General features: G+C 52.8%; 14 protein-coding genes and 1 riboswitch. Of the genes, 7 read left to right on the forward strand and 7 right to left on the reverse strand.

The features are described 5' to 3' along the window. On the forward strand, nucleotides 1-2,356 hold a 2,356-nt coding region (locus RNAN_RS17095), incomplete at its 5' end, for an efflux RND transporter permease subunit (protein ID WP_040552486.1). A gap of 82 nt (nucleotides 2,357-2,438) precedes the next feature. On the opposite strand, the gene RNAN_RS17100 is transcribed toward RNAN_RS17095, so the two are convergent. Then, nucleotides 2,439-3,146: an SDR family NAD(P)-dependent oxidoreductase gene (locus tag RNAN_RS17100; protein ID WP_008224113.1), complete on the reverse strand. Its 708-nt coding sequence runs from the start codon at nucleotides 3,144-3,146 to the stop codon at nucleotides 2,439-2,441. Then, nucleotides 3,143-4,126 carry an NAD(P)/FAD-dependent oxidoreductase gene (locus tag RNAN_RS17105; protein ID WP_008224115.1) on the reverse strand — a complete coding sequence of 328 codons (984 nt, stop codon included), beginning with the start codon at nucleotides 4,124-4,126 and terminating at the stop codon, nucleotides 3,143-3,145. The genes RNAN_RS17100 and RNAN_RS17105 overlap by 4 nt, the downstream gene beginning before the upstream one ends. Nucleotides 4,127-4,253: 127 nt before the next feature. Between RNAN_RS17105 and msrA the strand changes: the two genes are divergently transcribed. Beyond that, nucleotides 4,254-4,790 (forward strand): peptide-methionine (S)-S-oxide reductase MsrA, encoded by a 537-nt coding sequence (gene msrA, locus RNAN_RS17110; RefSeq protein WP_008224116.1) that lies wholly within the window; start codon nucleotides 4,254-4,256, stop codon nucleotides 4,788-4,790. Beyond that, complete coding sequence (locus RNAN_RS17115; RefSeq protein WP_008224117.1) at nucleotides 4,787-5,578, forward strand: substrate-binding periplasmic protein; 792 nt, start codon at nucleotides 4,787-4,789, stop codon at nucleotides 5,576-5,578. Before msrA ends, RNAN_RS17115 begins: the two co-directional genes overlap by 4 nt. Here RNAN_RS17115 and RNAN_RS17120 read toward each other — a convergent pair whose 3' ends face one another. Together RNAN_RS17120 and RNAN_RS17125 are read right to left on the reverse strand one after the other, a co-directional pair. Further along, on the reverse strand, nucleotides 5,579-7,339 hold the full coding sequence (locus RNAN_RS17120; protein ID WP_008224118.1) for a TonB-dependent receptor domain-containing protein: 1,761 nt from the start codon (nucleotides 7,337-7,339) through the stop codon (nucleotides 5,579-5,581). Between the two features lie 36 nt (nucleotides 7,340-7,375). Then, a riboswitch (cobalamin riboswitch) is annotated at nucleotides 7,376-7,561 on the reverse strand. Nucleotides 7,562-7,643: 82 nt separating this feature from the next. Beyond that, nucleotides 7,644-8,126 (reverse strand): YajQ family cyclic di-GMP-binding protein, encoded by a 483-nt coding sequence (locus RNAN_RS17125; protein ID WP_008224119.1) that lies wholly within the window; start codon nucleotides 8,124-8,126, stop codon nucleotides 7,644-7,646. 93 nt (nucleotides 8,127-8,219) lie between these two features. Between RNAN_RS17125 and RNAN_RS17130 the strand changes: the two genes are divergently transcribed. Together RNAN_RS17130 and RNAN_RS17135 are read left to right on the forward strand one after the other, a co-directional pair. Continuing rightward, nucleotides 8,220-8,576, forward strand: a complete 357-nt coding sequence (locus tag RNAN_RS17130; RefSeq protein WP_008224122.1) for a VanZ family protein — start codon at nucleotides 8,220-8,222, stop codon at nucleotides 8,574-8,576. Then, nucleotides 8,543-9,439 (forward strand): ketopantoate reductase family protein, encoded by an 897-nt coding sequence (locus tag RNAN_RS17135; protein WP_008224123.1) that lies wholly within the window; start codon nucleotides 8,543-8,545, stop codon nucleotides 9,437-9,439. Before RNAN_RS17130 ends, RNAN_RS17135 begins: the two co-directional genes overlap by 34 nt. Nucleotides 9,440-9,449: 10 nt before the next feature. On the opposite strand, the gene thiI is transcribed toward RNAN_RS17135, so the two are convergent. The 3 genes from thiI to pomA form a co-directional block, all read right to left on the reverse strand. Further along, nucleotides 9,450-10,907: a tRNA uracil 4-sulfurtransferase ThiI gene (thiI, locus tag RNAN_RS17140; RefSeq protein WP_008224125.1), complete on the reverse strand. Its 1,458-nt coding sequence runs from the start codon at nucleotides 10,905-10,907 to the stop codon at nucleotides 9,450-9,452. 112 nt (nucleotides 10,908-11,019) lie between these two features. Further along, the gene (locus tag RNAN_RS17145) at nucleotides 11,020-11,976 is read right to left on the reverse strand and encodes a flagellar motor protein MotB (RefSeq protein WP_008224128.1); all 957 of its coding nucleotides are present in this window, start codon (nucleotides 11,974-11,976) and stop codon (nucleotides 11,020-11,022) included. A gap of 3 nt (nucleotides 11,977-11,979) precedes the next feature. Further along, a complete protein-coding gene (pomA, locus tag RNAN_RS17150) occupies nucleotides 11,980-12,747 on the reverse strand; it encodes a flagellar motor protein PomA (protein ID WP_008224131.1) in 768 nt (255 codons plus the stop codon). A gap of 199 nt (nucleotides 12,748-12,946) precedes the next feature. Between pomA and xseB the strand changes: the two genes are divergently transcribed. Together xseB and ispA are read left to right on the forward strand one after the other, a co-directional pair. Continuing rightward, complete coding sequence (xseB, locus tag RNAN_RS17155; RefSeq protein ID WP_008224134.1) at nucleotides 12,947-13,192, forward strand: exodeoxyribonuclease VII small subunit; 246 nt, start codon at nucleotides 12,947-12,949, stop codon at nucleotides 13,190-13,192. A 1-nt stretch (nucleotide 13,193) separates the two neighbouring features. Then, the gene (ispA, locus tag RNAN_RS17160; protein WP_008224136.1) at nucleotides 13,194-14,081 is read left to right on the forward strand and encodes a (2E,6E)-farnesyl diphosphate synthase; all 888 of its coding nucleotides are present in this window, start codon (nucleotides 13,194-13,196) and stop codon (nucleotides 14,079-14,081) included. Nucleotides 14,082-14,089 lie beyond the last annotated feature (8 nt).

Below are 14,089 nucleotides of genomic sequence, written 5' to 3' on the forward strand. Positions count from 1 at the left end.
GGAAGTGGCCGAGGTGTTGCTAACGGCTGAAAACGAAGAGAGCGAGTTTAGGGGCGATGGCAAAAACCTGCTGGGGATCGGTATTATCAAGCAGTCAAAAGCCAACACGCTGGAAGTGGTAAAAGCCGCCCGCGCTGAAATGGAGCGGATTAAACAGAACCTGCCGGCTGGCACCACCATAGAGCCAGGCTATGACTCGTCGCTGTTTATCGCCGAGTCTATCAAAGAAGTTTACAACACACTGGCCATTGCTATGGCGCTGGTAGTGGTGGTGATCTTTTTGTTTTTGGGCAATATCCGCGCCACCTTTATTCCGGCCATTACTGTGCCTGTTGCCCTGGTTGCTGCCGTTACTGTGCTATTTGCGCTGGATTTCTCGGTAAACCTGCTCACTTTGCTGGCCATGGTACTGGCTATCGGCCTGGTGGTAGACGACTCTATTGTTGTGCTGGAAAATATCTACCGCCGTATTGAACTGGGTGAACATCCGCTGGTGGCGTCTTACCGTGGCGCACGCGAGGTCGGCTTTGCGGTAGTCGCCACTACGCTGGTACTGATTTCAGTCTTTGTGCCGCTGGTGTTTATGCAAGGCCAGCTGGGTAAGCTGTTTACTGAATTTGCGCTGGCCATAGCCGCCGCTGTAGCATTTTCCAGTGTCACTGCGCTTACTCTATCCCCCATGTTATGCAGTAAATTACTTACCCACCAAAAGCGCGAAAGCAAGCTGGGTCTGTGGCTGCATGCCGCCTTTCACAAACTGGAAGCGGCTTACCGCCGCCAACTGGATGTGGTGTGTGCCACCCGCTGGCCGGTGATGATAGTCGTTGCACTGTGTTTTGTTGCCAGTTATCTGCTGGTGAAAATACTGCCCTCTGAGCTGGCGCCGACAGAAGACCGTGGTACCTTCTTTGTTATGATGAGCCCGGCTGAGGGCGCCAGTTATGCCAGCAACAGCCGTAATATGCGGCTGATTGAAGATGTGTTAATGCCTTATTACCACAATGGTGAGTTTAATCGGCTACTGGTGCGGGTGCCTGGCTGGGGTAACAGTGGCGGTATTGCTATTGTCGGCAGTGAAAACTGGCACAACGGCAAGCGCCGTACTGAAGAGCTGATGACAGAAGTGGGCCAAAAGCTTAACCAGATCCCCGATGTACGCGCCTTTACCTTTATGCGCAGCGGCCTGGGTGGCGGCGGTGGTGGCGGCCGGCCCATCCAGTTTGTGCTGCAGGGTAATACCTATGAAGAGCTGGCACGCTGGCGCGATATCGTGATCAGTAAAGCCTCAGAGAACCCGAATATTCTGATGCTGGATCACGATTACAAAGAAACCGTGCCCCAGGTGCTGGTAGACATTAACACCGAGCGGGCCGGCGATCTGGGCATTTCAGTCGGCGCTATTGGCCGTGCACTGGAGGCCATGCTGGGGGGCCGGCGCGTGACGACTTTCCTCGACCGTGGCAAAGAGTACGACGTGATTATTGAAGGTTTAGATGATGATTTCCGCGCTCCTGGCAAGATTACCAATGTGTATATCCGCTCTGAGACCTCGGGCGATTTGATCCCGCTGGATAACCTGGTTACCCTGCGAGAGGAGGCGACCTCGTCAAGCTTAAACCGCTACAACCGTATGCGCGCTATTACACTGACTGCCAGCATGGCACCGGGGTACAGCCTGGGCGAAGCGCTGGAGTATCTGGAAAACATCGTGCAAACCGAAATACAGGACACGGTGGGTATCGATTATAAAGGCCAGTCGCTGCTGTTTCAGGAGAGCGGTAGCTCCACTCTGATGGTATTTATTCTGGCGCTGGTGATCACCTATCTGGTGCTGGCAGCCCAGTTTGAAAGCTTTGTTCACCCGCTGGTGATCCTGATCACCGTACCGCTGGGTCTGGTTGGTGCCCTATCCGGCTTGCACTTTACCGGTATGACACTGAATATCTATAGCCAGATAGGCCTGGTGATGCTGATTGGTCTGGTGGCAAAAAACGGTATTCTGATTGTTGAATTCGCCAACCAGCTGCGTGATGCCGGTGTCGAATTTGCCGCCGCAGTAAAACAGGCCGCCACCCAGCGCCTGCGCCCTATTGTGATGACCGCTTTTACTACTGCCATGAGCAGTATACCGCTGATTATTGCCTCAGGCCCGGGCTCTGAAAGCCGGATGGTAATAGGTATGGTGATTTTCTCCGGTGTGGCGCTGGCTACCCTGATGACAATCTACGTAGTACCAGTCACCTATATGGTGATAGCACGTAACACTGGCTCACCAAAACGGCTGGAGCAAAAACTGCATCAGTTAGAGCGTGAAGCGCCGGATGAACATGCTGCTGACGAGGTACACCCCAGCTAACATAAGCAGAGTAAAATAAGCTGGCTAAAATGATAAAGGCGCTGAAGGCGCCTTTATCATTATTATCACCAGCGGATCTATGCTAAAACGGCAACACAGTACCATCCCAGTTAAGCAAGGCCCCCGTTTGTAACGGCTGTAACGCAGCGGCCACAGCAGCCAGCCGCTGTGCGGTTTGAGTGGTGCTTTGCAGCTGCCCCGCTGGCAGGTTAGCCTGAAACGGCGCTGACAACGGCGTATCAGTGGTGCCGGGGTGCAGACTTACCAGTGTTGCTGTTTTATTTAACCGGCTCACTTCAATACTGCAGTTTTTCACCAGCATATTCAGTGCGGCTTTACTGACGCGATAGCTGTACCAGCCACCGAGCGCATTATCGGTAATACTGCCCACTTTGGCACTGAGCACCAGCAGTTTAACCGCTGGGCGTTTACACAGGTAAGCAAAGAGTAACTTTAGGTATAACGCCGGCACCGCGACATTAGCCTGCAAACGCTGCATCAGCACGGTGCAGTCAAGCTGGCGGATGGTTTTTTCCGGCATAGCGCTATCATCATGCAGCACGCCGTTACAAATAAAAATAGTGTCCGGCTGCTGCGCTAAGGCTTGCTTAACGGCATGCTCTGAATCAGCTTCGTTATTTAAGCTGTCCTGATACCAATGATATGGCAGCTGTGCCGGCTTAGCCTGACGGCTGATTACCGTCACGCTGGCATCCTCAGCAGCATAATGCTGCGCCAGCGCCAGACCAATGCCACTGCTGCCACCGATGATCAATACCGATGCGCTCACAGGGCCAGCTCCTCTGCCAGTTGTTTACCGCTTAGCCAGGCATTCTCAACCCGGCCACCGTTTAACCAGTCGCCACACAAGCCGAGTTTAACATCATGCAACCTTAGGGCCCCCAGCAGCGGATAATCGGCTACCTGCTGTGCATAGCGCCAGCGATGGCTTAGCGTGGCAACAGCCTTAACCCTGGTGTTAAACACACGCTGCAGCGCCGCCAGCGCATGCTGCGCTACCTCGTCGGCACTGAGTTCAAGGTGCTCAGCCGACCACGCCGGGGTAAAGTGTACCAGCCAGTGCTGCGGGCCGGCACGGCCGGTTTTACTGCCCTGACGCGCCAACCAGCTGATTTGCGCATCCTGTTTAACAAAAATGCCGTCAAACTGCACCGGCAGGCTGTCAGATTCAGCCAGTTCAATATTAACGGCCCAGCAGGGTAATAATGCTATCTGGGCGAACAGGCTTTTTAACTGCCATTGCGACTCTATAACCTGTTGCAACAGCCTTGCTGCCTGCTGCTGTGGCACGGCCAGCACCAGCTGCTGAAACTGCCCCAGCAAATCAGCGCCGGCATACAGCTGCCAGCAGCCTTGCTCAAAATGAACAGCACTTACCTCTGCATGTTGCACGCTGATATCGGCCAGTAACTGCTGCACCGGCTTTTGCATGGAAGGTATACCAATATAGCGCTCAGTCGCATCGGGTGACGCACCCAGCATACCCTGTTCAATTAAGCCCAAAGCGCCGTGCCAGCGCTCAATCACCTGCTGGGCTAACCAGCGTTGGCATTGTGAGCTAAACGCCGGCGTGCGGGCAGTAAAATACTGAGCCCCCAGATCCAGGTAACCGGCGCTGGTGCGCTTGCTGCTCATACGCCCGCCAACAGCACGGCCTTTGTCAAATACTACAACATGCTGCCCCTGTTGTTGCAAACGCTGGGCACAGGCAGCGCCGGCTATGCCGGCACCAATAATGGCTATCGTCAAAATACTTTCCTGTCATTTTTTTACTACGCAGCTTGTACGCCAGCCACAACTTATACGATCATTGATAAAACGATCGGTTCAGCATCTGCTTGCGTAATAGCCTGAACCCCTTAACCGAGGAACACAGATGACAATACACACCGCCACCTTTGGCGCAGGTTGCTTTTGGTGCCTTGAAGCAGCGATGAACCACCTTAACGGCGTAAGCCAGGCGCTAAGTGGTTATATGGGTGGCAACGCCCAAGACGCTAACTATCGCCGGGTCTGCGATGGCGATACCGGCCACGCCGAAGTGGTGCAGGTGCAGTTTGATGATAATCACATCAGCTTTGAGCAGCTGTGTCTGGTGTTTTTCAGCCTGCACGACCCAACGCAGCTGAACCGGCAGGGTAATGATGTCGGCAGCCAGTATCGCTCGGTGATTTTTTATCACGATGCTATGCAGCAGCAGGTGGCGCAGCAGCTGATGGCTAAACTTAGCGCTGAGCAGATATTTGATGCTGACATTGTTACCGAGCTTAGCCCGGCCACCACCTTTTTTGTGGCCGAGCAGTATCATCAGGGCTATTTCCTACACCACCCGCAGCAAGGTTATTGTCAGGTGATTATTGCGCCCAAGCTGGCCAAATTCAGGCAGCAATACCAAAACTGGTTAAAACCATGAGAGCCTTATCCGCACTGTATTTGCTATTGGTCATAAATAGTGGCGCAAGTGAAGCGCAAGCGCTGACGTTGCAGTTTTGCTATGAAGATAAGCAATTACTGCCTTATTACGCCGGCCAGGGCGAACAGATTGCCAGCCCGCCAGGGGTAACCATAGAGCATATTCAGGCTGCTGTTGGCGACATCAGCAGCTTAACATTACAGCTGCAGCGTAAACCCTGGCTGCGCTGCCTACAGCTACTACAACAAAATAAAATTGATGCTCTGGTATCTACTTATACCCCGGCCCGGGCAGGTTTTGCTGTGTATCCGATGACAGACGACAACCAGCCCGATACCGAGCTGGCACTAAGCCGCCATGCCACCTGCTTAGTGCAACGCCCGGGAGACGCTGTAATGCAACGCCTGACCCAAGGCGTTACTGTTGCCAGGCCACTGGGATATGCCACACCGGACTACCCTGCCGGTGTTACCGTAGTTGAAGTGCAATCACAGCAACAGGCATTTGCCCTGGTGAAACAGGGCAGAGTTGATGCCACCACCAGCCTGTGCGAGGTAGATAAGCTCCCACTGCCATCGGCTTTCAGTGCACAGCTGCAGGTGGTGCAACCGCCGCTGTATCATACCACTGGCTATCTGGTGTTTAGCACCGCCTTTTATCAACAGCATGCCGTGGTTGCCCGGCAGTTATGGCAGGCACTGAAACAACACCGCAAGCCAGAGCGTTATTTTCAGTACCTGCAAACCGCAGAACCGACGGTACAAGCGCCGTCTTCTAAGCAGCCCTAATCAGCGCGGGCTGTAACTGAGACTTATCGCAAAATTAATGCCGGCCGTAGTGTAACCGGCACTGGTTTGGTAGTCTTTATCCAGCAGATTATCCAGCTTTGCCCTGACACTCAGTTGGTCATTCAGTTGATAACTGCCGCCCAGCCCCCACAAGGTGAAACCGCCCAGGTTGGCTACCGGCGCAAAGGCGCCCTGATAGGTACTGCTTTGATAGTCGGCACTGACAAACACTGACAAGTTATCGCGCTGATAACTGCCACGCCAATTAATGCTGTGCTCTGGCCGGCGCTCCAGCTGTAAACCAGTGCTGTGGTTTTCACTGTCCAGCCAGGTGTAGTTAAAATCGCTGCCGAGCTGCTGCCAGCGCTGCTTTATACTCAGCTCCAGCCCTTTGATGCTGGCCAGCAACACGTTTTCGGCCTGCTCTACCCCCTGAATAAGGTTGGTAATGTCGCGATCAAACCAGGCAACTTGCATATGAAGATGGTCGCCCTGATACACCAGTGCCAGCTCATCAGATATCGACTCCTGCGGTTTCAAATCCGGATTGGCAAAGCCGGGAAAGTACAGTTCATTAAAGCTTGGCGCTTTAAAAGCGGCGCCACGGCTTAATCTGGCCTGCCAGTGTTCGCTTAGCTGGTATGCCGCCGCCAACTGCCAGGTATTGTTTGCACCATACTGGTTAATAAGATCACGGCGCACTGTCCCTTCCAACTGCCAGGCGGCCTGCTGATACTGCAGGGCGGTAAACGCCGCGCGGTTAATGCGGCTGGTTTGCTCAAAGTCAGGTGCGGCTTTACTCACCTGCTCCTGATACCAGTTTACTCCGCCTAACCAGCTTAATGTCTCCGTCAGATCAGTAGCTGCCTGATAACTAAACTCGTCACGCACGGTGTTAAACGGGCTGCGCGACTCTGGGCCAAAGGTCACTTCGCGGTCCAGATTACGGCTTAAGCGGGTCTGATGCTGCCAGCCGCCAAGCTGTTGTTGCCAGCCGATAAAATAGGCGCGACTTAAGGTGTCGGCCTCATCTTCACTGCTCCAGGCGTTATCAAACTGATAAGTGCCCGAGTTAACATCGGCCTGGGCGCTGAACAGACCAAGCGTGGTGTCGTAATCGGCGGCTAATTTGACAAATTGCTGCCGATAACCGTCATTATCGCTGTCCAGATCGTCACGCACATTAAAGCCATCGGCGCGGCTGATGCCGGCTGTTGCGTGCAGCTGCAAAGACCCGCTCTGATGACTAAGGCTCAGGTCAGTGCCGGCCTGGCCGTAACTGCCCACATTGGCGTTTAGCTCTACCGCTTGGGCACGGCGGGTACTGATAGCAATAACGCCAGCGAGTGCATCTGAGCCATACCAGGCCGCGCGCGGCCCGCGTATTACCTCTATGCGCTCAATCAGCTCCAGTGGCAACATAGCCAGTGATTTATAGCCCAGGGTAGCAGAGCCGGTGCGGACACCATCTACCAGCACCAGCGTATGGCCGGTATTGCCGCCGCGGATATAGACCCCACTACTTTGGCCGCGCCCACCATCGCGCGACAAATTTATACCAGGCAGCTGCGCTAATAAGGCCGGCAAGTCGGTGGCCTGGCGGGCGACAATCTCATCACGCTCCAGCACAGTGACACTGGCCAGCACATCTTGCGCTGGTGTGGCAGTGCGGTTGGCGTAAATACTAATATGTTCGATATTGTCAGCCTTAGCCGAACAACAGGATGCGACCAGCACGGCCGCCAAAGCAGGTTTAAACATGTCAGCTCCAACAATGTGCCCACCGCACATCGGATAAGTTAAGGAATTTTTCTGGCCGGTCTCCGGGCTGACAACCTGCTTGCGCCTGCACCCGCCTTCCCATCTTGTGACAGTGGCTTTGGGTTCAGATCAGTTGTTTACCGTTGCGGGGGCAGCTCTGGTTTTACACCAGATTCCCGTTTACCTGCAGTGGTTTGCAGCACCAAAAAAAGCGGCTTCCTGTCGAAGCCGCGTGCAGTTTACGCCATCAAGATTAAATGTCAACAGACATCTGGATGGCCGAACAACTGAATAGCTAAAAAGTTTAGTCGCGGAAGTTTTTAAACTGAAACGGCTGGCCCAGATCGCTGGTACGCACTAATTGCATAACAGCCTGCAAATCATCACGCTTTTTGCCCGTTACCCTAAGCTCTTCCCCCTGAATCGCCACCTGCACCTTAATATTGCTGTCCTTTACCAGCTTCACGATTTTTTTCGCCATCTCTTTGTCAATACCCTGCTTAATGCTGACATGGCGGGTGATAAATTTGCCGTGGCGCTCTTCTTTCTCAATCTTAAAACTGCTGACATCCAGTTGCAGCTTGCTGGCTTTAGTAGCGAAAATATCAAACAACTGCATCACTTGCTGATCCGCTTCAGCGGTCAGCTCAATTTGCTCTTTGTTCAGCTCAATTTTGGCGTTAACGCCACGAAAATCAAAGCGGGTCTCCAGCTCCCGTTTAGCGTTCTCTACGGCGTTCTTCGCCTGATTCATATCAATTTCTGAAACAATATCGAATGAAGGCATGACAAGTCTCCTGTGCTTAAGCCATTCTGTCTGCTGGTGATTATAACCAGAAAGCTGGTACAATCCGAGCGACTTCTGTTTCGGGGGAATGCTGTGTCACAAGGTTTTTACCGCATTGTTTGTCTGTTGTGCTTTTTGCTGGCAACGGCGGGGTTTTTAGCCGAGCTAAGCGGCCATAGAATTGGCGGCGGTATTGCTCATTTAGATAAAGTGGCACATTTTGGCATCTTTGCCGTCTTGTCAGCGCTGTTATGGAAAGGCTTTAAACTCAAAGCGCTGAACGCCTTTTTATTACTGGGTGCCTATGGCGGCGCTATCGAACTGGCGCAGCATTATTTTACCCGCCGCAGTGGCGACTGGTGGGATCTGCTGGCTGATGTTGGCGGCGTGGTCAGTTTTTATCTGGTACGGGCCCTGTGGCACCAAGTTCGCCCGCGCAGCGCCCGTTAAGCTGGACCGTCGTCGGCAGCGGCGCTATAGGCTCGCTGGCCGCTTGCCGCCTGAAGCAGGCCGGTTATGCCGTTAGCCTGCATTTAAAGCAGCCCCGTAGCCATACCATTGATTTTGCCGGTAGTCAGTTACACTTCCCCGCAGCCACACCGCCCTTTACTGCGGTGCTCATTCCGGTAAAAAGCTATGCCGTTATCGACGCTGTGCAAAGCCTGCTGCCGCATTTAACCTCCAATGCCCAGCTGGTGCTCAGCCACAATGGCATGGGCACGCTGGAGCACATTTTACCGTTATTGGCTCCCAGCCAGGGCCTGTGGTTTTTAACCACGACCCATGGCGCATTAAAACAGCAGCATAGCCTATTACATACCGGTCAGGGCCAGAGTGTACTATCGGCATTAAATGTCGCCGCTAAGGCTTATACGCCAGCGGTATTGCCGGCGATGGAGACCGCGCTGGGGCCGGTTACGCTGGTTGACGATATCACGCCGTTTTTATGGCAAAAACTGGCGATAAACGCCGCGATAAATCCGCTGACGGCCATTTATAACTGTCGTAATGGCGCGCTGTTACAAGCGCAATTTGAGCCTTTATTAACGGCGGCGATAACAGAGGTGCAGCAAGTGGCTGCGGCGTGCGGTGTGGTAATGGACGACAGCCTGCAGCAAAAAGTACTGCAGGTTATTGCTGCTACAGCAGAAAATTTTTCGTCAATGCAGCAGGACATTGCCAATAAACGCCGCACTGAGATAGAGGCAATCAACGGCTACGTGGTACAACAAGCGGCACGCTTTGGCATAGCAGTACCGCACAACAATAACATGCTCGCTCAAGTACTGCGCTTGAGCAGCGCCTGCAGTTAACCAGCCAGCATTAAGGCCGGTATACTGCCACATTGTTAAAGCCCTGCTCCTGCAGCACCACCGCCTGCAGCCGGCTCATTACGCCGCGCTCACAATAGCAGTAATACTGCCGGCTCTGATCCAGGCTGCTAAATTGGGAGGCCAGACGGAAAAACGGCAGCTCAATTACGCTATGGCCGGCCACCGTCAACGGTTTAAGCTCGGTTTCTTCCGGGCTGCGAATATCCAGCACCACCGCATCAGCGGGTAGTTGCGCCAGCTCGGTCACCACATGCGCTTGTTGCTCGGCCTGATACTCCACGGTGCGGATATCCAGCACTTTGGCGTCTTCCACCACCTGCTGCAGCACAGTAAAGTCAAACTGTTGTTCGCTGGCTTCTACCGCCGTTAATACCGCGTTGACAGTGGGTTTATTAGAGATCACCCCGCAGTATTCCGGCATGCTCTTGGCAATATCATCGGCGCCAATCTTACGCGCCATATCAATAATTTCCTGCTTATCCTGGTAGATCAGCGGCCGTAAAATCAGCGTGTCGGTTACCCGGTCAATCACATTTAAATTGGTAATGGTCTGGCTGGACACCTGGCCGATGCTCTCACCGGTCACCAAGGCTTTAATGCCCAGGCGGTCGGCGACCTGGCTGGCGGCGCGCATCATCATGCGCTTTAGCACCACGCCCATCAGGCCGTTGTCGATGTTTTCCAGGATCTGCTCTACTACCGGCGCAAAGTTAACACTGACAAACTTAACCCGGTGCGACAGGCTGTATTTTTGCCAGATATAAAACGCCATCTCACGCACGCCGGCTTCGTGGGCCGCGCCGCCTAAATTAAAAAACAAATAATGGGTGCGCAGCCCCTTGCGGATCATCAGGTAACTGGCCACTGCCGAGTCATAGCCGCCTGAGATTAGCGATAACACATCTGACTGTGACGGCAGCGGAAAGCCGCCCATGCCCTGATGCATCTGGCGCACCATGATCAGCAAATCTTTTTTGATCTCCAGCGCCACTACCGTATCCGGCTGTTTCAGCTGCACCCGGGCACTGGCGATATGCTGGTTTAAGCCACCGCCAATATAGCGCTCAGCTTCAATGGAGGTAAAATCGTGGTTACCGCTGCGCCGCACCCGTACACTAAAGCTTTTGTTAGCAAGCTTGGGGCCATAAACCGCCAGCACCTGCTCAAAAATATCGTGCAGTGAGCTGAATTGACTGGATTGCATTTCAGCGAAATTAACAATGCCCGGAATACAGCTTAAGCGTTCGATCAGCCTTTGCCGCACCGCAGCATCATCGCTGTCGCAGCGCACCGTCAGGTGATCAAAATTGTTGTTCACCTCTATCTGCTGGTGCACCTGCAGTAAAATGGTTTTCAGGTTACGCTCAAGCAGCAGTGTCTGACGCTTACGCACCGACTTACTTTTAATGGCGATTTCAGGGTGAAGTTTTATTAAAAATTCAATCATGGGGCGACAGCACAAGGTAGCAGGAAAAAAAGTGGCGCAGATTATAGCGGAACTTTAGCCCAAGACCTAATTTGGCCCTACCACCTTCTTCTGCGCCAGTGCTGTTTTTAGGTTACGGCTGTGCCGGCCCTTCCAGGCTAATGGGCTCAGACTCTTTGGCTTTACCCTGCATAATGGAGATTTCCACCCGCCGGTTGCGGCGGCGGTTAAGCTCAGAGTCATTCGGCACCAAAGGCTTGGTATCGGCATGCCCTGCTACCACCAGCCGGGTGCGATCAAAGCCCGGCGCTTTAATCATTTCAGTGGCGACCGACACCGCCCGTTTCGCCGACAGATCCCAGTTATTACTGTGCAGCTCATCCGATACCTGAATATCATCAGTATGCCCGGTAACCGTTATTTCGCCCGGTACCTCGTTTAACAAGGTGCCAATGCGCTGGATAATGGGTTTAAAGCGCGGCTGCAAAAATGACGAGCCCGAAGGGAAAGAGCCATTTTCGCGGATGCGGATAATAATTTGCTGGCCTAACGATTCCAGCTCTATAGCACCATCGACGATTTGCTTTTCCAGCTGCTCTGCCAGCTTCTTCACCATTTCATTGGTTTGCTCTTGCTGAGCTTGCGCCTGCGCTTCGGCCGCCGCCGACTCACCGTCCATAATTTCTTCGGCATTACTCACCGACTGGCCACCGCTTAAATCTTCGCGCTGCTCCTGACGGCCACCGGCCGAGTCCTCTTCACCGGCCTGAAACTCTATTACTTGCTGGGTAATTTCAATGGTTTGCTGCTGCAGCGTTTCAATAGGTGTGGGGTCCGGCCGGCCGGGACGAAACTCCATCGCAATTACGCTGGTGCCTTTGGGGATATCTTCCACCTCAATTTTATTTTGCACACCAAAGGCAAACTTCATCGAGCCGGCAATTTGCTTAAATTTCAGTACATCCATTTCGGAAAACGCTAACAGCAGTACGAAAAAGCACATCAGCAGCGCCATTAAATCAGCAAAGGTGCCCATATATTGTGGTAAGCCCGGTGGCGGGCATTTACACTCTTGTGCATCATCGCTCATGGTTTACTCCGCTGCAGCCGGTTCACGCTTACCTTGCGCCAGATAATTGCGCAATATGCCTTCAATAACTTTCGGGTTCTGGCCGTCCTGAATACCCAAAATAGCGTCTAAAATAAGTTGGTTATTAGTCTTTTCCTGCTGATTGCGAATGGCCAGCTTATCGGCCAGCGGGATGGCAATAATGTTGGCAATAAAAGCACCGTACAAGGTGGTAAGTAGTGCCACCGCCATTGCAGGGCCGATAGCTTTGGGGTCATCCATATTGGATAGCATTGCCACCAAACCAATCAGCGTACCTATCATACCCATTGCCGGAGCAACGTCACCTAAGCTTTTAAAAATGGCAATGGCATTTTCATGGCGTTTTTCGGTCAGGCTAATGTCTTTTAACAGCGTCGCCCGCACCACATCAGCATCGTGGCCATCTACCAGCATATTGACGCCTTTTTGCATAAAGGCATTGGGAATGTCGGCTTCTTCCAGGGCTAAAAAGCCGCCTTTGCGGGCCGAGTCAGCCAGCTGTACCGCTTTTTCAATCAGCTCTTCCGGCGCTTCAATTTTAAACATAAAGGCTTTTGCGGCCGCTTTACCTGAGCCAAAAAACTGGCCAAGGGTAAATTTTGAGATCACCACGAAAATAGACCCGCCAAACACAATAAGCACCGATACTGTGTCAGCAAACATGCCAGGTGCACCATTACTGCCGAGAATCATTGCCATCACAACAAAACCAATAGCACCTAACATACCGACCAGGGTAGCCAAATCCACGTTATTCTCCTTATTTACCACACTGCAGTGTTCACTACTGACGTCAGTTTATCTTAGACGATAGCTGTTTATCGACAAAAGCGGTTAATGATTAAGTATAAATTGCGGGAAATTATCAATTTAGCCTTTCACATCCGCTTTCTGATTGACCATAATAGCCTGCTAAGGTACCTTTGCGCACACTTTTGTCGGGGGTGGTATGAGCAGGAAAAAAGCTGATTTAAGCCAGTTTGAGCAAAGCCTGACTGAGCTTGAACAGATAGTACAGCAGTTAGAACAAGGGGAACTGTCACTGGATCAGTCCTTACAACAGTTTGAACGTGGCATTACCCTGGCCCGACACAGCCAGCAGTTGCTGCAACATGCCGAGCAAAAAGTACAGATCCTGATGCAGCAACAACAGCAGGAAACCTTGCTGCCATTTGAACCAGAGCAGGAAAACTAAGGTGTTACCAGCCAATTTGCCGCGTTACCAACAGCGGGTAGAACAGCACCTGCAAAGCGTGATTAACCAACTCCCCCGCACCGATGAGCGGCTACTGTCAGCCATGTCGTACAGCTTGTTATTGGGTGGTAAACGGGTACGGCCTTTCTTAGTTTACAGCTGTGGTACCCTGCTCGGTGCCAGCTTAACCGATTTGGACGGCCCGGCCGCAGCGCTTGAAGCCTTGCACAGTTACTCGCTTATTCATGATGACTTACCGGCGATGGATAATGACGATCTGCGCCGCGGTAAGCCAACCTGTCACAAAGCTTTTGATGAGGCTACTGCCATTCTGGCAGGAGATGCGCTGCAAGCGCTGGCCTTTGATATACTGAGCCATCATCCGTATCAGCAGGTTGGCGCGCCTGCAGTGCTGCAGATGATACAAACACTGGCTCGCGCTGGCGGTTATGCCGGTATGTGCGGCGGTCAGGCGATTGATCTGGCACAAACTAACCAGCAAACCAGCCTGCACCAGCTGGAACAGATGCACCGGCTGAAAACCGGCGCCCTTATTGAAAACGCCGTAGAATTGGCCTGGTTATGCAGTCCTGAGCGGCAGAGCGCAGATAAAGAGCACCTGCTGCAGTTTGCCCGTGCGCTGGGGCTGGCATTTCAGGTGCAGGATGATATTCTCGACATTGAAAGTGACACCCAAACACTGGGTAAGCCACAAGGCTCTGACAGTAAAGCCAACAAAGCGACTTACCCCGCCTTACTTGGGCTTGAACCGGCCAAAGCCAAAGCACAGCAATTATATCAGGATGCATTGAACGCCCTGAGTAAACTACCGTATAACACTGATGAATTACGCAGTTTTGCGCAGTACATTATCGAACGCAGGTTTTAACACAGGCA

The organism is Rheinheimera nanhaiensis E407-8 (assembly GCF_000296695.1).
Taxonomy (GTDB): Bacteria; Pseudomonadota; Gammaproteobacteria; order Enterobacterales; family Alteromonadaceae; genus Alishewanella; species Alishewanella nanhaiensis.